This window comes from Flavobacterium resistens (assembly GCF_900182645.1).
In the GTDB taxonomy this organism is placed as follows: Bacteria; Bacteroidota; Bacteroidia; order Flavobacteriales; family Flavobacteriaceae; genus Flavobacterium; species Flavobacterium resistens.
In genome coordinates, this window is the sequence record NZ_FXTA01000003.1 from 700,844 (window position 1) to 724,832 (window position 23,989).

The window sequence follows — 23,989 nt, forward strand, 5'->3', positions numbered from 1 at the left end:
AATACTTTTATTACATTCGATATTATAAAATTATGAATGCAATAAAAATTAATACACCATTAGAATATCCAATAGCTGTAACAGAATTTATCTCTGATACGTCAAATGATAATTGCGTGATTATAGCCTCTGCAACAGGCGTTAAACAAAATTATTATTACAATTTCGCAACGTTTCTTTCTGACAATCATTACTCCGTTTATACTTTTGATTATGGCGGAATTGGCGATTCAAAATCCGGACCGCTTTCCAAATTTTCTACGACAGCTAGCGCTTGGGCAGAAAATGATTTTGAATCTGTTGTAAAACATGTCAAAAGTAAAAACCCAAATAGAAAATTATTTATTATAACTCATAGTATTGGAGGACAGCTTATTGGTTTAGTTCCTTCCAATAATTTATTTGATGGCGTCATAATGGTGGCTTCACAATCAGGAAGCTGGATTCATTGGAAAGGATTCGACAGATTAAAAATGCAATTTTTGTGGTATGCTCTTATACCTTCTTTTTCCAGAATTTTTAATTATTTACCTTCCAGTCATTTAACCCGAATGGAAGATTTACCAAAAGGAATGGCACTCGAATGGGCAAAATGGTGTAAAAAACCAAATTACCATTTTGACTGCATCAAAAACGTAAAAGAAAACTACGATCAAATAAAATGCAAAATCAAATCTTATAGTATCGATAATGATTTTTATGCGACAGTATCAGCAATTGACTGGATTGCTTCACAATTTAAAAAATCTGAAGTAACCAGAGTTCATTTGAAAGCAGAAGAATTTGGTGTAAAAGATATAGGGCATTTTGGTTTTTTCAGAAGTCAGTTTAAAGAAAACATTTGGCAAATTTTTCTCCAGGATTTAAGAAAATTTGAGAATTAAGATTCAAAAAAAAAAAATGACGATCAAAAACAATCGTCATTTTTTTACTAATCCAAAATTTAAAAAAAACTTATTTTTTAGCTTCTTTATTTTCTTCAGACTTTGCTCCCATTCTGTTAACAGTATACATTGGAGCGAATTTTATTTTTAAGCCGGCAATTTTTCTATTGTCCTCAGCAGTTAAACCTTCTTTTTCTACAGTGTTTTTTCGGCTATCCAACGCTTCGTACAATAATTTAACTTCATCCCAGTCTTCTCTAGAGTAATTATCTTTATTATTTTCAACTGTATGAACAAATTGTTGGTACACACTATGAATATTTTGGGCATTTACCCAAGCAAAACTCATATCATCTCCAATTTTTCCTTCACCAAACAAAGCGTTACGCAATTGCTGTTTTGGACTTGGAGCTGGTGGCGGGGCAAAAACGGCGGTCATTTCATTTTTAAATTCTTCGTATTTAATTTTACTCGCATTTACTTTTTCAGTTGCTGCTGTTTTATCTTTTAAATCTGCTAAAGCTAATTCAGCTTCCTGTGCTCTTTTGTCATATTCAGCATCAACACTTTTCCAATCGGCTTTCAAATCTTCTGCTGCGACATTTTTCACTGAATCAACGTAGGCTACATAGGAGTCTACCGTTTTTTGAGCTTTTTCTTGTTTTTCATCTTTACACGATGTAAAACCCAAAACTAACAATGCTATTCCTGATAATAATTGTATGCTTTTCATAATCCTGATTATTTTTAATTAATAGATAAACAAATTTACCTAAACCTTATTCTAAAAAATTACATTATTCTCACATTTAAAATATAAAAAATATAACAAAACTATAAAACATCTCAAATAATGATAATAATATAAATTTTATCACAAATAATATAACAACTTATCTACTAAAACATTGCATATATTTTATCATCTAAATACATTTTGAAAGCGAAAGAGATTTTTGTAACAAAAACCAATAATCTACTACTTATGAATTTTATTGAAAAGTGTTTTGTACTTTTAAAACCAAAATTGTAAACCAAAATGGCAAATCCATTAATTAAAATAACTGATATAAAACGAAATTTTGTACTTGGTAATGAAATCGTTTATGTCTTAAAAGGAATTGATCTGGAAATAAATAAAGGAGAATATGTTGCTTTAATGGGGCCTTCGGGATCTGGAAAATCAACATTAATGAATTTATTAGGTTGTTTAGATACCCCAACTTCCGGACGATATATTTTGAATGAAAAAGATGTAAGCCAAATGCGGGATGATGAATTAGCTGAAATCAGAAATAAAGAAATTGGCTTCGTTTTTCAAACCTTTAATCTTTTGCCAAGAACAACTGCTCTTGATAATGTTGCACTTCCTATGATTTATGCCGGTCATGGAAAATCAGAAAGAATTGCACGCGCTACAGAAGTATTAAAACAAGTTAATCTTGCAGACCGAATGGATCACCAGCCGAATCAGCTTTCCGGAGGACAGCGTCAACGTGTTGCGGTTGCACGTGCTTTAGTAAACAAACCTTCAATTATTCTAGCCGATGAGCCAACAGGAAACTTAGACAGTAAAACTTCTGTAGAAATCATGAAGCTTTTTGGTGATATTCACGCACAAGGAAATACTGTTATTCTTGTAACGCACGAAGAAGATATTGCGGCTTATGCACATAGAGTTATCCGTTTAAGAGATGGATTAATTGAAAGTGATACTTCCAAAGAATTTCAAACAAATAAGATTTAAATAATAAATGCGACTGATAAAACTTTTCTTATTGCTCTCTTTATTATTCACAGCCTGTAAAGAGAAAACTGCAACAGAAATTCGTTATACCAATTTGCCACCAAAACCGCCGAAAACAGAAATAAAATGGCTGACCGAAAATCCAGTTAAAATAAAAACTAAAATCAATTTATCCTATCTTAAAGGTTTTGAATGTGATTCTGTTATCGGAATTGATTATATCGGATTTTCTGGAGAAGATTTCTATTTCCCAATTAATGAAAAAGGACAGTATATAAGTACCATTTGCAAAAAACAAAAACTTAATAAAGAGCAAATTTCAAGATTGAGTTCGATTCTGAGCAATAAAAAAATGTTCGAAAATCCTAATATTGTAGGATGTTACGAGCCAAGACTAGGATTTATTTACTTTAAAAACAATGAAGTAATCTGTCAGACAATAGTCTGTATAGGCTGTTCAAAACTTGAATCGTCTGCAGAAATTGCTAGCTTAAATTTTGGTTTTAATGAAAAAGCCAGAATAGAATTTAAAAAACTGAATAGTGAACTTGGTTTTTCAAAAGACTAATCTAAAGAACATAAAAACTTAGCATCTTAAAAAATGAAAGTATATACCAAAACAGGCGACAAAGGAACAACAGCGCTTTTTGGAGGCACAAGAGTTCCTAAAGACAATATCCGAATTGACAGTTACGGAACTGTTGATGAATTGAATTCCTATATCGGATTGATTCGCGATCAGGAAATGAATTCTCATTATAAAACTATTTTAATCGAAATTCAGGATCGTCTTTTTACTGTTGGTGCCATTTTGGCAACTCCTCAGGAAAAAGAAGTTTTAAAAAATGGCAAACTTCGATTAGAAAATCTTGGAATAATTGATTCAGATATTGAATTGCTCGAAAACGAAATAGATAAAATGGAAGAAAGCCTTCCACCAATGACGCATTTTGTTTTGCCGGGCGGACATCCAACTGTGTCACATTGTCATATTGCACGTTGTATTTGCCGTCGCGCAGAGCGTTTGGCAGTGCATTTAAGCCATAATGAACACGTTCCTGAAATAGCAATCAAGTACTTAAACCGACTTTCTGACTACCTTTTTGTCTTGGCACGGAAGTTGTCGTTTGACTTAAAAGCGGAGGAAGTAAAATGGATTCCGAGGAAGTAAAATTTTAGATTTTAGACTTCCGATTTTAGATTTTTAAGATTCAATAAATCTAAAATCAACAATCTAAAATCTGCAATTAATGGGACGTTCTTAAATTTTATTAAAATAAATCAAAATTTACTTGTCTTTTTCAGTAAAAAATTTATTTTTGCACAAACTAAACAGATAACAGATGTATTGGACATTAGAATTAGCATCTTATTTAAGTGATGCGCCATGGCCTGCTAACAAAGACGAACTTATTGACTACGCTATTAGAGCTGGTGCTCCATTAGAAGTAGTAGAAAACCTTCAGTCAATAGAAGACGAAGGCGAGATATATGAATCAATGGAAGAAATTTGGCCTGATTATCCAACAGACGAAGATTATCTTTGGAATGAGGATGAATATTAAAAAATAAACCAAAGGAAAAAGTCTCATCACAGAGGCTTTTTTTTTGGTTCAAATACATATAAAATAATAAAGAAATACAATAAATCATGAGTTTCATAAACAGTATTATTAAAGTCTTTGTAGGTGATAAATCACAGAAAGATGTCAAAGCTTTACAACCTTACTTAAACAAAATTAAAACATTCGAAACTCCTTTAATGAGTCTTTCAAACGACGATTTAAGAGGAAGAACCGTTTATTTTAAAGATAAAATAAAAGAAGCCAGAGCCGACAAAGATGCTAAAATCGCTTCGCTAAAAGCAGAAGTAGAAAACATCGAAGACATTGATAAAAGAGAAGATCTTTATGATGCTATTGATGCTCTTGAAAAAGAAGCTTATGAAATCTCTGAAAAAACGTTATTGGAAATTCTTCCAGAAGCTTTTTCTGTAGTAAAAGAAACGGCTCGTCGTTTCAAAGAAAACTCTCATATTGAAGTTACTGCAACTGCAAAAGACCGTGAATTTTCTGCAACAAAACCATATATTGTTATTGAAGGCGAAAAATCGATTTGGGCAAACAAATGGAACGCTGCCGGCAAAGACATCACTTGGGATATGATTCACTATGATGTGCAGTTAATTGGTGGAATGGTTTTGCACGAAGGTAAAGTTGCCGAAATGCAAACGGGTGAAGGTAAAACTTTAGTTGCAACGCTTCCATTATACTTAAACGCTTTAACTGGAAATGGAGTTCACTTAGTAACGGTGAATGACTACTTAGCAAAACGTGATAGTACATGGAAAGCTCCTTTATTCGAATTCCACGGCTTATCTGTTGATTGTATTGATAATCACCAACCAAGTACAGAACAAAGAAAAAAAGCTTACGATGCTGATATCACTTACGGAACTAACAACGAGTTTGGTTTTGACTACTTAAGAGATAACATGGCGCACTCGCCTAGTGATTTAGTTCAAAGAAAACACAATTATGCTATTGTCGACGAGGTCGATTCTGTATTAATTGATGATGCAAGAACACCGCTTATTATTTCAGGACCAGTTCCACAAGGAGATCGTCATGAATTTAATGAATTGAAACCAAAAATCGAAAACTTAGTTGCACAACAACGTCAGTTAGCGAATGGTTTCTTGGCGGAAGCTAAAAAATTAATCAAAGAAGGAAACACTAAAGATGGAGGCTTCCAATTATTAAGAGCTTACAGAAGTTTACCTAAAAATAAAGCATTAATTAAATTTTTGAGTGAAGAAGGAATTAAGCAATTACTTCAAAAAACTGAAAATCAATACATGCAGGATAACAATCGTGAAATGCACAAAGTAGACGAAGCTTTGTATTTTGTGATTGAAGAAAAAAACAATCAGGTAGAATTAACAGATAACGGTATCCAATACCTTTCTGGAGATACTGATGCCGATTTCTTCGTTTTACCAGACATCGGAACTGAAATCGCTGCGATTGAAAAACAAAAATTAGACAAAGACGCTGAAGCTGAAGCAAGAGAAAGATTATTTCAGGATTTTGGTGTAAAAAGCGAGCGTATTCACACTTTGACTCAACTTTTAAAAGCATACGCTTTATTTGAAAAAGATGTAGAGTACGTTATCATGGACAACAAAATTATGATTGTCGATGAACAAACAGGTCGTATCATGGATGGCCGTCGTTATTCTGACGGTTTACACCAAGCGATTGAAGCAAAAGAAAACGTAAAAATCGAAGCTGCAACTCAAACATTTGCAACTGTTACATTACAGAATTATTTCAGAATGTACAGCAAATTAGGAGGTATGACTGGTACAGCTGTTACAGAAGCTGGCGAGTTATGGCAAATTTACAAATTAGATGTTGTTGAAATTCCAACTAACCGTGGTATTTCAAGAATTGACAAAGAAGATTATATCTACAAAACTACACGTGAAAAATTCAACGCTGTAATCGAAGACGTTACTGAACTATCAAATGCGGGAAGACCTGTATTGATTGGAACAACTTCGGTAGAGATTTCAGAATTATTAAGCCGTATGCTTAAAATGAGAGGAATCACGCACAACGTATTGAATGCTAAAATGCACAAGCAGGAAGCACAAATCGTTGAAGAAGCTGGTAAAGCAGGAGTTGTAACAATTGCAACAAACATGGCTGGTCGTGGTACCGATATTAAATTATCTCCAGAAGTAAAAGCTGCGGGAGGTTTAGCAATCGTTGGTACAGAGCGTCATGATTCTCGTCGTGTTGACAGACAGTTACGTGGTCGTTCTGGTCGTCAAGGAGATCCGGGAAGTTCTCAATTCTATGTTTCTCTTGAAGATAACTTAATGCGTTTATTCGGTTCTGAAAGAGTAGCGAAAGTTATGGACAGAATGGGACTTAAAGAAGGCGAAGTTATTCAGCATTCTATGATGACTAAATCTATCGAACGTGCTCAGAAAAAAGTAGAAGAAAACAACTTTGGTGTTCGTAAACGTTTATTAGAATATGATGACGTAATGAACTCTCAGCGTGAAGTAGTTTACAAACGTCGTCGTCATGCATTGTTCGGAGAACGTTTGAAACTGGATATCGCTAATATGCTTTATGACACTTGCGAATTAATCGTAAGCAACAGCAAAGTAGCGAATGACTTCAAAGGTTTTGAATTCGATTTAATTCGTTATTTCGGAATTACATCTCCAATTTCTGAAGCTGATTTTACAAAATTATCGGATATTGAAGTTACTGGAAAAGTTTACAAAGAAGCTTTAGCTTTCTACACTGAAAAAACTGAAAGAAGTGCAAGAGAAGCTTTCCCTATTATTAAAGGAGTTTACGAAGAGCCAAATAATCATTTTGAAAGAATTGTAGTTCCATTTACAGACGGAATCAAAACTTTAAATGTTGTTACTGATTTGAAAAAAGCTTATGACAGCCAAGGTGCTCAATTAATTGCTGATTTCGAGAAAAACATCACACTTTCTATTGTTGATGAAGCTTGGAAAAAACACTTGCGTAAAATGGACGAATTGAAACAATCTGTTCAATTGGCTGTTCACGAACAAAAAGATCCATTACTAATTTACAAATTAGAAGCTTTCAACTTGTTTAGAGGAATGTTGGACAACGTTAATAAAGAAGTTATTTCATTCTTATTCAAAGGTGATTTACCGGCTCAAAACGTTCCTGAAATTCACGAAGCAAGAGAAGTTCGTCAAAAAGAAAATTTACAATTAAGTAAAGACGAAATTCCAAACAGCGAAAGTATGAACCGTGAAGCTGGAGAAACACAACAACGTCAGGTTACTGAAACTATCGTTAGAGATATGCCAAAAATCAACCGTAATGATACCGTTACTGTTCAGGAAGTTGCAACGGGCAAAACTGAAGAAATGAAATTCAAAAAAGCTGAAACGCTTTTAGCTTCAGGAGCTTGGGTTTTGGTTAAATAATAAATATTGAAAACCTTCTTTGTATAAAGATTCCTTTCAATTAAATTTAAAAACAGCTGTAATTTTTATTACAGCTGTTTTTTTTATGCAAAATGACAAAAATCATTCTTGTAAATAATATTTATAATGTATTTTTGCTCTCGAAAACAACGAAACACACTTTGAAACGACTTTTCGTCATATTTCTTTCTTGCATGCTATTAGTTCCTTCTTTTGGCAGTTTTTTTGTTTATGCCTCATTCAAATTAAATCAGGAAGAAATCTCAAAAACAATATGTGTACAGCGTAAAATGGTTTTCAATACCTGTAACGGTCGTTGTGAACTTCAAAAAAGCTTAAAAAAATACGCTGATAACGAAAAAAGAATGCAAAACAATCTGAAAGAAAAAACAGATGTTGTTTACATTCAGACTTCCATTTTAAATAATTTCAAATTGACGGCACCTATCGAATCAAGAACAAAAATTTTCGCTTCTTTCGATAAAAAACCTATTGCCGTTTCCAATACGACTTTTCGTCCTCCATCCTATTTTATATAAATTTTTATCTGGCTTTTCGCCAAAACTGAAAACCTTTTTTTTTGATGTATGTCAAAGAAAGATGGTTACTCTTTAAAATTTATATAATCTAAAATGAAAAAGATATACTTTACCCTATTAATCATAGGGCAATGTGTTTTTGCTCAAAACAAAACGGAGCAAGACACAACAAAATCGCATGAACTTGAAAATGTTTTTGTAACTGCTAATCGCACAGCAACTTTAAGAAAAGAAACTCCTGTTGCAATCAGTAAATTGACAGCAAAAACAATCAATGAAGCCAAAGCTACAGCGGTTTACGAAATCATAAATAAAACTCCTGGTGTCTTGATGATAAATCTAGGGAACGAACAACATATGATGTCTATTCGTCAACCCATGACTACAAATGCTTACTATTTATATTTAGAAGACGGATTACCAATTCGCCCGATGGGAATTTTCAATCATAATGCTTTATTAGAAATAAATCAATATAACTTACAAAGTATTGAGGTCGTTAAAGGTCCGGTTTCTTCTTTATACGGGCCAGAAGCTGTGGGTGGAACTATTAATTTAATTTCGATAAAACCTCCTGTTGATCCAGAATTTAAATTTGGAATCCAAGCAGATAATTATGGCTATCGAAGATTTCAAGCAGCCGGAGGTGCAACAATTGGAAAAGTTGGTTTTCATATTGCCGGAATTTCAAGTTTACAAGAAAATGGTTGGATGACCTATTCTGATTATAACAAAGACAATCTAAATGCGAGAATTGATTACAACATTTCTCCATCTACCCGATTGATTAGCAATACGATGTATGGAAAATATTATTCGGATATGAGCGGCACGGTCAATGAAGAGGCTTTCAACAATAGAACTTATAAAAGCACTTCTGATTTCACCTATCGAAAATCGGACGCTTTGCGAACTCGTTTAACGTTAGAACATGATTGGAACGAAAATTCGAGCAGTTACATTACGGCTTATTTACGCGACAATAAATTAGGCCAAAATCCATCATACGGAATCAAATGGAGCCCAACAGTAAATCCGACCAAAGCGACGGGTGAAGTAAATTCAAACAATTTCAAAAGTTATGGTGCAATTGGGCAACATACTCAAAAATTTGATTTCTTAAACACCAAAATTGTTGCCGGCGCTTTATACGATTATTCTCCAGTAACCTATTGGTCGTATGTAATTGATTTAAAAGCAAACTTAAATCCGGGAGAACCAGGAAAACAAACGGTAGATTCTTATCAAATTATTGCTGAGCATCCAGATTCTAAACTTTCGGATTATACCGCAGATATTTTCAACACAGCCGGTTACGCACAAATCAGCTTTAATCCAATTGAAAAATTAGTTATTACTGTTGGAGGACGTTATGATAATATGAAAGTGAATTATGATAATGCAATTGATCTTTCTACAGGAAGCAAAGTTTATGATAAAGCCACTTTTAAAGCAGGAGCAAATTACAATCCGTTTGAATTTGCAGGATTTTATGGCAATTATTCACAAGGTTTTGCGCCTCCGGGAATTACTTCAATTTTTAGAGCTAAACCGGGAACCGGAGGAACAACAGGCGTCCCAGCTGAATTTTATTACAATCTAAAACCAGCAGATTTTGATAATTATGAAATTGGCGGATGGCTGTCATTTTTAGAAAACAAACTGAATTTTGATTACGCTTTCTATTATATGGAAGGCAAAAATGAATTATTGAATATAAAACTTCCTGATAATTCAACCGATTATCGATCTGCGGGAGAAACGCGTCATAAAGGAATTGAGTTTGGTGCTTCATATAAACCATCAAAACAATTTAATATTCGTCTTGGCGGAACTTATGCGCAACATACTTATATAGATTTTAAACTTTCAGATAAACCATCAGATCCGATTCAGGATTTAAACGGAAAAGAAATGCCGTCAGCTCCAAAATGGTCAGGAAATTCAGAAGTAAGTTATTATCCAAACTGGCTTCCTAATCTAAGAACATCTTTAGAATGGCAACTTGTTGGCAGTTATTACCAAGATCAGATCAATACCGTAAAATATGATGGGTACAATATTTTCAATGCCCGAATTGGCTATCAATGGAAAAAAATTGAGGTTTACGGAAATGTGCTAAATCTTACTGACAAACTATATGCATACAATGTTTCAAGAACAAATGTTGCAAATGCCCAACCTACTTATACAGCTGCAGCACCACGAACTTTTGTTTTCGGAATTCAATATAATTTTTCATTAAAAAAATAATTATGAGTAAAAAAACTTATAAAAAGAAAGATTCTAAATTCATCAAAAAAATCAAACAACACATGTACAAATGGCATCGTGTTATTGGATTAATCACAATTGTTCCAGTAATTTTCTGGACATTTTCAGGTTTGATGCATCCGTTTATGGCGCATTTTTTCAAACCAGAAATTGCTCATGACAAAATTGAACAATCAATTATTGATAAAAGCCAACTGCATTATTCAATTCAGGAAGTTTTGCTGAAAAACGAAATATCGCAATTCAAAAATTTTAGAATTGTTACTTTCAATAATGCGACTTATTATCAGGTAAAAACAATTCTTGGTGAACTTTGGTATTATGATGCTTCAACTGCCAAAAAACTGGAAAATGGAGATCAAAAATATGCCGAATGGCTTTCACGTTATTTCTTAGACGATCAAAAAAGTCAGGTAAAAAACAGTGAAATTGTAACCGAATTTACTTCGCAATACAAATATGTAAACCGCTATTTACCTGTTTATAAATTAAGTTTTGATCGCCCTGATGCCATGCAGATTTATGTAGAAACCTCATCAAGCAAGCTGGCAACTTACAACCCAACTTCCAGACAAGTTTTCATTTGGTTTTTCGACACTTTTCATAATTGGTCGTTTATCGATGCCATTAGTAATAACAGTGTCCGAATTATTACGATGATTTTCTTATTGTCAATTATTGGATTTTCAGCCTTGAGCGGTATTTTAATTTATGGTTTGCTTTGGAAACAATTCAAAAAAACAGATAGTGTAGCGCCAAAAAAAGGTTTAAGAAAATATCATCGCCAAATTGGAATCTGGATTTCACTTTTCACTCTCACTTTTGCCTTCAGCGGTGCTTATCACGCTACGACAAAATGGGCGCCATATACGTTGTCACAAATGATTTATGAACCAACCTTTGTAACCAAAGAAATTCCTGGAGCAAATAATAATCTTGATTTAGACTGGAGTCGTTTCCAAAACATTAGCATAATTACATTAAATGACACCACCTATTATCGTTGCCAATTACTTGAAAACGAAAATAAAAGATTCAAAAGACCAAAATCAGATTCGAAGTGGAATAAAAAAGAAGACTCAAAATCTGAAGTCGTTTACATAAACGCGACAACAAATAAAATCGCGCCAAATCTGGATTTAGAATATGCCGAATTTTTAGCATATTACTTTACAGATGGAGCGCCAAAAGCTTCATGTTGCGAAATGATCGACACATCAGAAGATGACTCTCAGCCTTCATTCGAAAACATAAAATTATTGGAGTCAAAAGTACTAACCGATTTTGAAAGCAGAGAATATGGCTTTGTAAACAAAAGGCTTCCGGTCGTAAAATTAGCTTATGACACACCTGAAAAAACAACTTATTTTATTGAAACTTCAACCTCAAGATTGGCTGCAGTGATCAATAATTCGGATAAAGTCGAAGGTTATTCTTTTGCTATTTTACACAAATTTTTATTTATGGATTGGGCTGGAAAAAACATTCGGGATTTAGCAACTGTTTTGGCCGCGCTTTCAATTTTAATTGTGAGTGTTTTAGGTTTTATTCTTTTTCTGAAAAAATAGTTGAAAGATGCTAAGGTTCTAAGATTCTAAGACGCTAAGTTTTATTTTCTTAGAATCTTTTTCTAAATTTGATTATCACATAACCTCTTGTAAACAAAATTGAAAAAATATCTAAAGCTTTCCTTGCCACTTTTATTAACGCTTTGTTTTAGCTTTTTTTTCATATTGATGATTCGAATTACCTGTCAATATATTCCATTCAGGAATGATGTCGCTTTTCTTCAAATAAAACAGACGGAAGTTACCGAAATCCCTTTTTACACCACTTTCTTTTATATACATGTATATTCGGCCATCTTTGTTTTACTTGCCGGATTTACTCAATTTAATTCTGATTTATTAAAGAAAAAGCCTATCATTCATAGAAATATCGGGAAATTATATGTATTTATTGTACTGTTTTTAAGTGCACCTTCGGGTTTATTTATTGGCATTTTTGCGAATGGAGGTTTTTATTCAAAAATCTCTTTTGTCACTTTATCAATTTTATGGTTTTACTTTACACTGAAAGGTTTTTCGGCCATTAAAAACAAAAATATTAAGCTTCATAAGGCTTTTATGATGCGAAGTTTTGCTTTAACATTTTCAGCAATAACCTTACGTTTTTGGAAGGTTTTTCTTGTATATTTGTTTCAGCCTTCGCCAATGGATGTTTATCAGATAATAGCCTGGCTCGGCTGGGTTCCTAATTTATTGATCATTGAATATTATCTTTTTAATCAATCTAAAAAATGAAAAAACTTTTTGGTTTATTACTGCTTACAATGCTGTTTTCCTGTAAAGAAAACAAAAACGAAAAAAATAAAAATGACAAACCACAAGAAAAAGAAATTTTGACTGAATTATACGGTTCGTGGGTTGGTGGATTTATTGTAAAAGAGCGTGATACAACCAAGGAATTAACTGAAATGTATAGTAACAAAATAAACATTGTTATAAAAAAAATAACGGAGAGTGAAGTTATTGGACAAAATATTGTTGCTGGAAACGAAAGACCTCTTAAAGGAAAAATGATTCAGAACGGAAATATAATTCACTTTGTACTTAATGAACCCGGAGACGATAAAAATGATGGTGTTTTTGATTTCGAAATAAAAAATAACGTTTTAAAAGGAACTTGGATTGCCAATAACAAAAATAAAAACGTTACAGAAAGAAGTTTTGAACTTACTAAAAAGAAATTTATCTATAATCCTGCTGCAATGCTCTCTGAAGGAGATATGTATGTTGACTTTGTAAATCCGAAAAAGCAAAAAATTAAATTTGAAGACGAAGAAAATAACGAAGAATACATTGAGAACACTTATAGAATGGCCTCGCCTTCTGTCTACACTATAAATTCATCAAAACAAAAACTAAAGGAATCTGATGTTAAAAACCTCAAAAAACTGGACTTGGAAATTCTTAGAAACACGATTTTTGCAAGACACGGACTTACTTTTAAAACAAAAACTATTCGTCAATTTTTTGATCGTGTAGATTGGTATATCCCGATTTCAGAAAATGTCAATAGTGAATTAACAATGGTCGAAAAAGAAAACATCGCTTTACTAAAACGCTTTGAAAAATACGCCGAAGATAATTATGATACTTTTGGAAGATAATTTTAAAAAAGGGGCTAAGGTACTAAGGTTCTGAGTTACTAAGTTTTCTCTCTCATTATTTCATAAAAAAACTCAGCTAGATATACTGCAGTCTATCTAGCTGAGTTTTTTTTTTAAAGATACTTAACTAAAAAAACTTATCACCTCAGAACCTTAACATCTTAGAAGATTCAAAAAACTTTATCTCGGATTTTCCTGATAATAACGTTCTTCAATTCGTTTAATATCTTTAATAGAATTTTTCGCCCATAAAAGACGTTTTTCCAGAATTTCTTCTTCAGACAATTGCCATTTTACATTTGATCTTCTAAGTCGGTTTGTCAAACTTTGGATAATAATTGAGGCTGAAACCGAAATATTCAGACTTTCTGTAAAACCGACCATTGGTATTTTTAAAAACCCATCGGCGTTGTCCATAATTTCTTGTGACAAACCTTCTTTTTCTGTTCCAAAAAATAACGCGCTTGGTTTTGAAATATCGAAATCTTCCAACATCGAATCTTTTTCGTGCGGCGTTGTTGCAATGATTTGGTAGCCTTTATTTTTTAAATCGGAAAGACATCCGGAAACCGAATCAAATCGGTTGATGTCAACCCATTTCTGTGCACCAAGAGCAATTTCTTTATCGATTCTTTTTCCGAAACGCTGTTCGATTACATTCAATTCCTGAATTCCAAAAACCTCACAACTTCTCATTACCGCACTTGTATTATGCATTTGAAAAACATCTTCTACAGCAACTGTAAAATGTTTGGTACGATTTTCCAAAACATGCAAAAATCTTTCTTTACGGTTATCAGTTAATATATTTTCAAGAAATTCGAGGTAATCTAAATCAATCATTTTATTTCTGTTTGCGGCAAAAATAACAATAATTGTTATATCGGGCAAAATGACTTCTTATGGACTCAAATTCATTTATAGATCTAAACTGGTATGGTTTAAGTCCTCATTATACTTAAATCGGTTATTTTTACTGATTCGAAGAATTTAACCAATCTTCATTTCTCACTAACTACAACCAAACAACAACTTTTTAATGAAACCGCATTTTTACAAAATCCTTTTTTTTCTTTTTTTTAGTTTACTTTCCTGCGTCGCACAAAAAAACGTAGAAATTCCTGTGGGAAACGGCTGGAGCAGCAATTCTGTCAATACCGTAAAATTTAGAAAAAACGCTTTAACGACTTTTAAAGATTTTCAATTTATAGCCTATTATGATAATGATGGCGCGGTAATTTTAGGCAAAAGAAAACTAAATTCAACTAATTGGGAAATTGTAAAAACATCTTACAGCGGAAATGTAAAAGATGCGCATAATACGATCAGCATTGCAATTGATGGCGATGGATATTTGCATATCAGCTGGGATCATCACGATACAAAACTTCGATATGCAAAAAGCAAATATCCTTTAAGCTTAGATTTAGGCAAAGAAGAATCAATGACAGGAATTGCTGAACAAAAAGTAACGTATCCCGAATTTCACAATCTGCCAAACGGGAATTTAGTATTCTTTTATCGCTCAGGTGCTTCGGGACGAGGAAATATGATTCTTAATTTATATTCGGTAAAAGAAAAAAAATGGTCGCAACTGCAAAGCAATTTATTAAACGGCGAAGAGCAAAGAAGCGCATATTGGCAGGCAAAAGTTGATAAAAAAGGTACAATTCATCTTTCATGGGTTTGGAGAGAAAGTTGGGATGTTTCGACGAATCACGACATTTGCTATGCTCGTTCTTTTGACGGCGGTTTGACCTGGGAAAAATCAAATGGAGAAAAATACAATTTGCCTATAACAGTTGCATCGGCAGAAATTGCCTGGAAAATTCCTGAAAAATCAAGTTTAATTAATCAGACTTCAATGATTGTGGATAAAAATGAAAATCCTTATATCGCCAATTATTGGAGTGAAAATACTATTCCGCAGTTTCAAATTGTTTACCTAGAAAACGGTATTTGGAAAAAATCAAATACGGGTTTCAGAAAAACTTCTTTTTATTTAGGAGGCGGAGGTACGAAGAAAATTCCAATTTCGAGACCTGATTTATTGATTAAAGAAGAAGGGAAAAAACGCAATTTGTATTTGCTTTTCAGAGATGCTGAAAGAGAAAACAAAGTATCGATGGCGTATACCAATTTAAGCCAAAACGCCCCATGGAAGGTAACCGACTTAACCTCAGCTTCTATCGGTGAATGGGAGCCCAATTATGATATTTCGCTTTGGGAAAAACAAAAAAAACTTCATATCTTTCTTCAAAATGTAAATCAGGTTGATGGCGAAGGTTTAGCCAAATCAGAACCAACAATGGTCAGGGTTTTGGAAGTGAATCAGTTGCCTAAATAATAGAATTTAAGAAAATGAAAAAGAAACTTGTAGTCTTAACCGGCGCCGGAATTAGTGCAGAAAGCGGGATCAAAACGTTTCGCGACAGCGACGGCTTATGGGAAGGTCATGACGTCATGGAAGTCGCAACTCCTGAAGGCTGGCATAAAAATCAGGAATTGGTTTTGGATTTTTATAATAAAAGACGTCAGCAACTAAAAGAAGTAAAACCTAATTTAGGTCACACTATTTTAGCCGAATTAGAGAAAGATTTCGACGTTTATATTATCACCCAGAATGTTGATGATTTGCACGAACGTGCCGGAAGCACAAATGTTTTGCATTTACATGGCGAATTACTTAAAGTTCGAAGTGTACAAAATAAAAACTTAATTTTAGATTGGACAGAAGATTTAAACACTGGCGATTTTGATATAAACGGACATCAATTGAGACCGCATATTGTTTGGTTTGGCGAAGAAGTTCCAGCATTAGAAGAAGCAATCGACATTACAGAAACAGCTGATTATTTTGCTGTAATTGGAACTTCGCTTCAAGTTTATCCCGCAGCAGGTCTGATTGCCTATGCGCCAAGTACAACTCCGGTTTTTTATATTGATCCAAAACCAATTGCAATTCCAAATATTAGAAATAAAGTGGAAACGATTGCCAAATTTGCATCAGAAGGAGTTGCCGATTTAAGAGCGCGATTAAATTCATTTTGAATGCATAAATGCACGTTTTAATTATCTCTAATCGCTAAATTCTGCTTATATTTGCACCTTTCGAAAAAACAACATAACAATGACTACTCTAAACGAATTGAATGCTATATCACCAATTGATGGAAGATATAGAAATAAAACTCAAAATTTAGCACCTTTTTTCTCTGAAGAAGCCTTAATTAAATACCGCGTTTTGGTTGAAGTGGAATATTTTATTGCTTTATGCGAAATTCCATTGCCTCAACTAAAAGGTATTGATTCAGGTTTATTTGACAGTTTAAGAAACATCTACAAAAATTTCTCAACTGAAGATGCGCTTTGGATTAAAGAAACGGAGAAAGTAACCAACCACGACGTAAAAGCGGTTGAATACTTTATCAAAGATGCTTTTGAAAAATTAGGTTTATCTCAATACAAAGAGTTCATTCACTTCGGGTTAACTTCTCAAGATATTAACAATACTGCGATTCCGCTTTCTACAAAAGAAGCTTTTGAGCAGGTTTATATGCCTTCACTAATTTCTTTAATTTCTAAATTAAAAGAATTAAGTGTAGAATGGAAAGATATTCCAATGTTGGCGCGTACGCACGGACAACCAGCATCTCCTACTCGCTTAGGAAAAGAAATTTTAGTTTTTGTTGAGCGTTTAGAAGAGCAAATGCGTTTGTTGTTCAATGTTCCGTTTGCAGCTAAATTTGGTGGAGCAACTGGAAATTTCAATGCGCACCATGTTGCATATCCACAAATTGACTGGAAACAATTCGGAACTAAATTTGTTGAAACGGGCTTAGGCTTACAACATTCATTCCCGACAACTCAAATTGAGCATTACGATCATTTTGCAGCGTTTTTTGATGGTTTAAAAAGAATCAACAATATCATTATCGATTTAGATCGTGATATTTGGACATATGTTTCAATGGATTATTTTAAACAAAAAATCAAAGCAGGAGAAATTGGATCTTCGGCAATGCCACATAAAGTAAACCCAATTGATTTTGAAAATTCTGAAGGAAACTTAGGAATTGCAAATGCTATTTTCGAACATTTGGCTGCTAAATTACCTATTTCAAGATTACAACGTGATTTAACTGACAGTACCGTTTTAAGAAATGTAGGCGTTCCGGTTGGACACACAATTATTGCTTTTGAAGCAACTTTAAAAGGTTTGAACAAATTACTGTTAAACGAAAGCAAATTTGCTGAAGATTTAGAGAAAAACTGGGCAGTTGTTGCTGAGGCTATTCAGACAATTTTGCGTCGCGAGGCATATCCAAATCCTTACGAAGCATTGAAAGGTTTGACAAGAACAAATGAAGCAATTGACAAAAATGCGATTCATAATTTTATTGCGACTTTAGAAGTTTCAGATGCTGTTAGAGCAGAATTAATGCAGATAACGCCTAGCAATTACACAGGTATTTAAAGAAAACCTAAAATATTTTCCCAAAAAAAGCTATCTTTATCGAGATAGCTTTTTTTATTAAATCTGATTGGAAACTAGCCCAGACTGAAATGAAAAGCCTTTTGCTCGAAAAACTATATTTTTTTGCTGTTACAGAGCGACCGGAGGAAGCTCCTGTAACGGCGTTAAAAATATGTTTTTTGAGCAAAAGCTTGAAATGTAAGGCTGGAAATAGCTCCTGAAACTAAAACACCACTTCTATATGATTGCCTTAAACGCCGCTGCTGAAACTACACACCATTTACAACCCTTAATCAGCGACTTGGGATTAATCCTAATGACCGCCGGGATTGCCGTGCTGATTTTCAAAAAAATGAAACAGCCGCTGGTTTTAGGATATTTAATTGCGGGTTTTTTGGCTGGAAATCATTTCGATTTTTTCCCATCGATTACAGACATGAAAAGTGTTGAAGTGTGGGCAGAAATTGGTGTTATCTTTTTACTTTTTAGTTTAGGACTCGAATTTAGTTTTAAAAAACTGATGAAAGTTGGTGGCACTTCGTCCATCACCGCCATAACTCAGATTATGTTTATGACCATGATTGGTTATCTGGTTGGACAGTGGATGGGTTGGGGAAAAATGGATAGTATTTTTCTTGGTGCAACGCTTTCAATTTCCTCTACAACCATAATTATTCGGGCATTTGATGAATTGGGAGTTAAAGGAAAAAAATTCGTAGGAATTGTATTTGGTGCCTTGATTGTCGAAGATATTGTCGCAATTTTAATGCTTGTTTTATTATCAACAATTGCGGTGAGCGATCAGGTCTCCGGAACTGCTTTATTGCAATCTGTTTTAAAATTAATTTTCTTTTTGATAATTTGGTTTTTAGGCGGAATTTTCATTATTCCAACGATTTTAAAAAAGGCAAAGCATTTATTGAGTGACGAGATGTTGCTTATTATTTCGCTTGCATTATGTTTGATGATGGTAATGTTTGCTGCCAATGTTGGTTTCTCTCCTGCATTAGGAGCTTTTATAATGGGTTCTATTATTGCTGAAACCACTCAAGCGGAAAAAATTGAGCATTTAATTCAGCCAGTAAAAGACTTATTTGGGGCTGTTTTCTTTGTGTCAGTTGGAATGTTGATCAATCCGGTAACTTTGATTGATTATGCGCTTCCTGTTTTGATCATCACATTGGTCACTGTTTTTGGAAAAGCATTCAGTTCTGCATTTGGAGCTTTATTATCTGGTCAACCTTTAAAACAATCTGTACAAACTGGAATGAGTTTAGCACAAATTGGAGAATTCTCATTTATCATCGCCACGCTCGGAATGACATTGAAAGTGACAAGCGATTTTTTATATCCAATAATTGTGGCAGTTTCAGCAGTTACCACGTTTACAACTCCGTTTTTAATTAAATATTCTGAAACTTTTGCTTTGTTTTTAGAATCAAAAATGCCAAAAAAATGGGTTAAAAATATTAATCGTTATAGCGTAAATGCACAGGCGATTAAATCGGTAAGTACTTGGCAAATTGTTTTAAGAGCTTCTGTGACACAAATTATACTTCATACTATAATTATTACGGCTATTATTTTATTATCTGCCAAATTTGTTGCGCCTTTAGTAGCTGATACCCGATTTGGAAATACGCTTGCCGCATTGATTACATTAGTGATTATTGCTCCATTTTTATGGGCACTTTCGTTGCGAAGAGTAAAAGTGGATGAAGTTGAAATTTTATGGGAAGAACGAAAATATCGTGGTGCACTTTTAATGCTGATTTTAATCAGAATGAGTCTTGGCTTGTTTTTCGTGGGCTTTTTGTTGAATATTTTCTTCTCGCCTTTGGTTGCTTTTGTTGCGCTGATAATTGCAATTGGAGCATATCAAATATTCCCGAAAAAATTAAACGAACAATATCATAAAATTGAAAATCACTTTCTGAAAAATCTGAATGATCGTGAAAACAAAAAAATTGACAGACGTTATGCTAATTTGATGCCGTGGGACGGTCACATGTCGTTTTTTGATATTGGAAAAGAATCAAACCTGGCTGGAAAAACTTTAGAAGAATTAAAAATTCGAGAACAGCTTGGAATTAATATTGCAGAAATAAAACGAGGCGATATTACAATTCCAATTCCAACTAAAAATGAACGTTTGTTTCCGGGTGACGAAATTTGCGTAATTGGTACGGATGCTCAAGTTACTGAATTTGCCAAATATTTAGATCAAAATGAAATTGAAGCTCCTCCTGTGGTCCAAGAATCTGAAATTGTGTTGCGTCAGTTAGAAGTTTCTCAAGAAGAATTTATTCAGAAAAGCATTGGACAATTTAGAGGAAAAACTGGCGGCCTAGTCGTAGGAATTGAGCGAAATGGAAACCGAATCCTAAATCCTGAATCGAATATTATTTTGAGTCAGAATGATATCATTTGGGTTGTAGGCGACAAGAAAAAAATGAATGAGTTGGTTTCTTCGAAAAGGAACTAAGGTTCTGAGGAGCTAAGGCTCTAAGGTTTTTTTTTAATAATTAAGGCGCTAAGATGTTGAGTTTTCAAATAGAAATCTTAGCATCTTAGCGCCTTAGTATCTTAGCATCTCAAAAATTACTTATTCGGCTGTGGCGTCAATCTTAAATAAGGTTTGATTGGCGTGTGTCCTTTTGGGAATTTTGCCGGAATATCGCTGTCTGGAATTGCCGGAGCAATTACAACATCTTCACCATCTTTCCAATTTGCAGGAGTAGCAACGCTATAATTTGCAGTTAATTGCAAACTATCAATAACGCGAAGCAATTCGTCAAAATTTCTTCCTGTTGAAGCTGGATACGTCAATGTTAGTTTGATTTTTTTATCGGCACCAATTACAAAAACAGAACGCACTGTGAATTTATCGCTGGCATTTGGATGAAGCATATCATATAAAGTTGCTATTTTTTTATCTTCATCCGCAATAATTGGAAAATTGACTTCTGTATTTTGAGTTTCGTTAATGTCCTTAATCCACTCTTTATGTGATTCCAAGCCGTCTACACTCAAAGCTATAACTTTCGTATTTCTTTTAGAAAATTCCGGAAGATAGTTTGCTACTGTTCCCAATTCAGTTGTACAAACCGGAGTAAAATCGGCAGGATGTGAAAATAAGACACCCCATGAATCTCCCAAGTATTCGTAAAAATTGATTGGTCCTTGTGTGGTTTCTGCATGAAAATCTGGAGCTATATCGCCTAATCTTAATGTTGACATAATTTATAGTTTTTAGTTCCTCTAAAATTAACTAAAAAATACATTTAGAAAACACGTAAGAATTAAAAAAAAGTTAAAATTCTACATTCTCTATCTAGTTAGTATTTTATTTTAGATAAAACCAACTATAAAATACCAAAACGCAAGCGTTAAAAACGAAATTGGGATTCCGAAACCAATCATCATACTACTTAATTTTGGTTTTAAACCATAAGTAGAAGCCAAAATTGCGCCCGTAATCATTGGCGCCATGGCAATTTCAACAATTGTTATTCTTATCGCTTCAGAGCGCTGATTGAAGATGAAAACATATAAGATGAAAATAATCAGCGGCGTCAAAATAAGTCGGACAAAAAGACCTAATCTTAAAAATTTCCAATGTTTACTATTTCGATCAAAACTTAATTGTAATCCTACTGAGAACAAAGCCAGCGGTGTAACTAAACTTCCTAATTTCAATAAAACATATTGAATATTTGAATCCAAATTATAATCTGTAACATTCATCAAACAGGCAACAACAAACGTAAGAAAAGGCGGAAAAAGAAGTATCTTTTTAGAAATACTTTTAAAATCGGGACTTCCGTTAGAATAAAATGCCGCCACAAAAACACCTAAAGTCGAAACCACAACAAAAGTTCCCGGCTGATCTACAAGTACGGCAGTTTCTAAACCTTTTTTTCCAAATAAAGCTTCAATAATTGGATATCCAAGAAAAGAAGAATTGCTCAATCCTGCAGTCAGAATCAGACAGCCAATCAGTTTATTTGACCAACCTAATTTTCGTCCTAAAAAATGAAAAATAACAAACGCTAGAAAAAAACTAATCCAGCCCGCTCCTATTGGAAACAATAATTCATTGCTCCATTTTATTTTCGGAATATGATATAAGGTAATTGCAGGAAGGCATACATAAATGACAATTTTATTGATTGTTTTATAAATGTGCGTTGGAAACTGCTTGATATTCTTCAGAAGCAATCCTAAAAACAGAAAAAAGAATATTATAATAAAGTTGTTCATATCGAGGCTTGAATGCAAAAATAACTATTTATAATTTAGTGATTAGTGAAAAGTGTATAGTAATTAGCTATATTAAGTGAATACTAACTACTGATTTTCTTTTGTTAAACATATAACATTTCGTTGAAACCTATTACAACTTATTACTATACACTTTTCAATTCTCACTAATCACTTTTCACTTTTCACTTTTCACTTTTCAGTAATCACTCATTTCTAAAAAAATAGTTAAATTAGTATTTTGTGTTAGAAAAACCCATACATTTGTAACATATTTTATTACAGTATGCTTTCAGGTAAATTTGCCATAACGATTCACATTCTTACTTTGCTCAATAAATTTCCAAATGATTATTTATCATCGGAATATATTGCAGGAAGCATGAACCTCAACCCTGTTTTGGTTAGAAAAGAAATCGCAAACCTAAAAGCGCACCATATTGTAGAAAGCAAAGAAGGTAAAAATGGCGGTACAAAACTGTCTGTAGACGCTGCTAAACTGACTTTAAAAGAAATTTTCGAAATGACTTTTGAAACCATTGGTTTAGGTTATGCTAAAAATCAGCCAAACCCTGATTGTCCTGTCGGAAAAAAAATCAATCAGAATTTGGATGCTTTATATAAAGAAATGAATCAAAAAGTTAATGCACAACTGGAAAAAATTTCTTTGGAAGATTTTTCGAACCAGTTTTAAAGCTATTTTTTTGCCTTAAACTGTAACATTTTTTATTACTAAATAAATTTATATATTATGAAAATCGCACTTATTGGAGCAACAGGATTTGTTGGCTCAGCAATTTTAAACGAATTGGCAGACAGAAAACATGAAATTACAGCAATTGCAAGAACTCCAAAAGATACTGCCAACGCAACTTGGGTTGCCGCAGATATTTTTAATGCTGATGCTTTAGCAGAAATTTTAAAAGGACATGATGTTATAATTAACGCTTATAACCCGGGTTGGACAAATCCAAACTATAGCTCTGATTTCGAAAACGGATCAAAATCGATTCAGGAAGCTGCAAAAAAATCAGGTGTAAAACGTTTTATCACAATTGGAGGTGCTGGAAGTTTATATGTAGCGCCAGGCGTACAGGCAGTTGATACTCCAGAGTTTCCAAAAGAATATTATACAGCCGCTTCTGCAGCAAGAGATTATTTGAATGTCATTAAAGAGGAAAAAGAATTAGATTGGGCATTTTTTAGTCCTGCTCTTGAAATGCATCAGGGAATTACAACAGGAAGAACTGGACAATACCGTTTAGGCTTAGAAAACCCAGTTTTTAACGACGAACAAAGAAGTATTTTATCTGTTGAAGATCTAGCAGTCGCTATTGCTGATGAAACTGAAAATGCAAAACATCACCAAGTGAGATTTACTGCGGGGTATTAATTTTTTTTTCGCTACGAATTCATGAATTATTTTTTTGAATTACGCATGTCATCCTGAGCGAAGTCGAAGGACACGTCCGAAATTCTACAATCAAAATAGACAAACTTTGTCGAGCTACTTGTGTGCCCTTCGACTTCGCTCAGCGTGACAAAAAATTGTGAAAATTAGCGTAATTTGTGGCAAATAAATGTAAACAGTTTCAAAGGAACATTTGTCTTTTGAAACTGTTTTTGTTTTCAGTACTTTT

General features: G+C 33.5%; 21 protein-coding genes. 17 read left to right on the forward strand and 4 right to left on the reverse strand.

Translation table 11 applies throughout. The annotated features are described in order from the left end of the window. Positions 1-32: 32 nt before the first annotated feature. Positions 33-884 carry an alpha/beta hydrolase family protein gene (locus FN795_RS14370; protein ID WP_142451229.1) on the forward strand — a complete coding sequence of 284 codons (852 nt, stop codon included), beginning with the start codon at positions 33-35 and terminating at the stop codon, positions 882-884. A gap of 70 nt (positions 885-954) precedes the next feature. Here FN795_RS14370 and FN795_RS14375 read toward each other — a convergent pair whose 3' ends face one another. Beyond that, positions 955-1,617: a DUF6565 domain-containing protein gene (locus FN795_RS14375; protein WP_142451230.1), complete on the reverse strand. Its 663-nt coding sequence runs from the start codon at positions 1,615-1,617 to the stop codon at positions 955-957. A gap of 306 nt (positions 1,618-1,923) precedes the next feature. On the opposite strand from FN795_RS14375, the gene FN795_RS14380 reads away from it, so the two are divergent. The 10 genes from FN795_RS14380 (at position 1,924) to FN795_RS14425 (ending at position 13,609) form a co-directional block, all read left to right on the forward strand. Beyond that, positions 1,924-2,631: an ABC transporter ATP-binding protein gene (locus tag FN795_RS14380; protein WP_142451231.1), complete on the forward strand. Its 708-nt coding sequence runs from the start codon at positions 1,924-1,926 to the stop codon at positions 2,629-2,631. Between the two features lie 7 nt (positions 2,632-2,638). Beyond that, on the forward strand, positions 2,639-3,199 hold the full coding sequence (locus FN795_RS14385) for a hypothetical protein (RefSeq protein WP_142451232.1): 561 nt from the start codon (positions 2,639-2,641) through the stop codon (positions 3,197-3,199). Positions 3,200-3,232: 33 nt separating this feature from the next. Beyond that, complete coding sequence (locus FN795_RS14390) at positions 3,233-3,802, forward strand: cob(I)yrinic acid a,c-diamide adenosyltransferase (protein WP_142451233.1); 570 nt, start codon at positions 3,233-3,235, stop codon at positions 3,800-3,802. A gap of 172 nt (positions 3,803-3,974) precedes the next feature. Beyond that, a complete protein-coding gene (locus FN795_RS14395; RefSeq protein ID WP_007138072.1) occupies positions 3,975-4,196 on the forward strand; it encodes a DUF2795 domain-containing protein in 222 nt (73 codons plus the stop codon). A gap of 86 nt (positions 4,197-4,282) precedes the next feature. Further along, entirely contained in the window at positions 4,283-7,624 is a 3,342-nt protein-coding gene (gene secA / locus FN795_RS14400; protein ID WP_142451234.1) for a preprotein translocase subunit SecA, read from the forward strand. 194 nt (positions 7,625-7,818) lie between these two features. Continuing rightward, on the forward strand, positions 7,819-8,163 hold the full coding sequence (locus tag FN795_RS14405; RefSeq protein ID WP_035647920.1) for a hypothetical protein: 345 nt from the start codon (positions 7,819-7,821) through the stop codon (positions 8,161-8,163). Between the two features lie 93 nt (positions 8,164-8,256). Next, positions 8,257-10,416 carry a TonB-dependent receptor gene (locus FN795_RS14410; protein ID WP_142451235.1) on the forward strand — a complete coding sequence of 720 codons (2,160 nt, stop codon included), beginning with the start codon at positions 8,257-8,259 and terminating at the stop codon, positions 10,414-10,416. A 2-nt stretch (positions 10,417-10,418) separates the two neighbouring features. Next, positions 10,419-12,005, forward strand: a complete 1,587-nt coding sequence (locus FN795_RS14415; RefSeq protein ID WP_142451236.1) for a PepSY-associated TM helix domain-containing protein — start codon at positions 10,419-10,421, stop codon at positions 12,003-12,005. 168 nt (positions 12,006-12,173) lie between these two features. After that, positions 12,174-12,740, forward strand: a complete 567-nt coding sequence (locus FN795_RS14420) for a DUF2306 domain-containing protein (RefSeq protein WP_142451237.1) — start codon at positions 12,174-12,176, stop codon at positions 12,738-12,740. Next, a complete protein-coding gene (locus FN795_RS14425) occupies positions 12,737-13,609 on the forward strand; it encodes a YARHG domain-containing protein (RefSeq protein ID WP_142451238.1) in 873 nt (290 codons plus the stop codon). The genes FN795_RS14420 and FN795_RS14425 overlap by 4 nt, the downstream gene beginning before the upstream one ends. Positions 13,610-13,789: 180 nt before the next feature. On the opposite strand, the gene FN795_RS14430 is transcribed toward FN795_RS14425, so the two are convergent. Further along, positions 13,790-14,452 carry a TrmH family RNA methyltransferase gene (locus tag FN795_RS14430; RefSeq protein ID WP_142451239.1) on the reverse strand — a complete coding sequence of 221 codons (663 nt, stop codon included), beginning with the start codon at positions 14,450-14,452 and terminating at the stop codon, positions 13,790-13,792. 196 nt (positions 14,453-14,648) lie between these two features. Here FN795_RS14430 and FN795_RS14435 point away from each other — a divergent pair, with 196 nt between their 5' ends. The 4 genes from FN795_RS14435 (at position 14,649) to FN795_RS14450 (ending at position 20,571) form a co-directional block, all read left to right on the forward strand. Continuing rightward, on the forward strand, positions 14,649-15,956 hold the full coding sequence (locus tag FN795_RS14435) for a BNR repeat-containing protein (protein WP_142451240.1): 1,308 nt from the start codon (positions 14,649-14,651) through the stop codon (positions 15,954-15,956). Positions 15,957-15,970: 14 nt separating this feature from the next. Further along, positions 15,971-16,660 carry an SIR2 family NAD-dependent protein deacylase gene (locus FN795_RS14440; RefSeq protein ID WP_142451241.1) on the forward strand — a complete coding sequence of 230 codons (690 nt, stop codon included), beginning with the start codon at positions 15,971-15,973 and terminating at the stop codon, positions 16,658-16,660. A gap of 79 nt (positions 16,661-16,739) precedes the next feature. After that, positions 16,740-18,086, forward strand: coding sequence for an adenylosuccinate lyase (purB, locus tag FN795_RS14445; protein WP_142451242.1), 1,347 nt, complete (start codon positions 16,740-16,742; stop codon positions 18,084-18,086). Positions 18,087-18,327: 241 nt separating this feature from the next. Then, a complete protein-coding gene (locus FN795_RS14450; protein ID WP_142451243.1) occupies positions 18,328-20,571 on the forward strand; it encodes a cation:proton antiporter domain-containing protein in 2,244 nt (747 codons plus the stop codon). Positions 20,572-20,687: 116 nt separating this feature from the next. Here FN795_RS14450 and FN795_RS14455 read toward each other — a convergent pair whose 3' ends face one another. Both FN795_RS14455 and FN795_RS14460 read right to left on the reverse strand, forming a co-directional pair. Then, on the reverse strand, positions 20,688-21,326 hold the full coding sequence (locus FN795_RS14455; protein WP_142451244.1) for a peroxiredoxin: 639 nt from the start codon (positions 21,324-21,326) through the stop codon (positions 20,688-20,690). A gap of 111 nt (positions 21,327-21,437) precedes the next feature. After that, positions 21,438-22,349 (reverse strand): AEC family transporter, encoded by a 912-nt coding sequence (locus tag FN795_RS14460; RefSeq protein ID WP_142451310.1) that lies wholly within the window; start codon positions 22,347-22,349, stop codon positions 21,438-21,440. A 286-nt stretch (positions 22,350-22,635) separates the two neighbouring features. Here FN795_RS14460 and FN795_RS14465 point away from each other — a divergent pair, with 286 nt between their 5' ends. Continuing rightward, entirely contained in the window at positions 22,636-23,043 is a 408-nt protein-coding gene (locus tag FN795_RS14465) for an RrF2 family transcriptional regulator (protein ID WP_142451245.1), read from the forward strand. A gap of 57 nt (positions 23,044-23,100) precedes the next feature. Continuing rightward, positions 23,101-23,742: an NAD(P)-dependent oxidoreductase gene (locus FN795_RS14470; RefSeq protein WP_142451246.1), complete on the forward strand. Its 642-nt coding sequence runs from the start codon at positions 23,101-23,103 to the stop codon at positions 23,740-23,742. Positions 23,743-23,989: the final 247 nt, after the last annotated feature.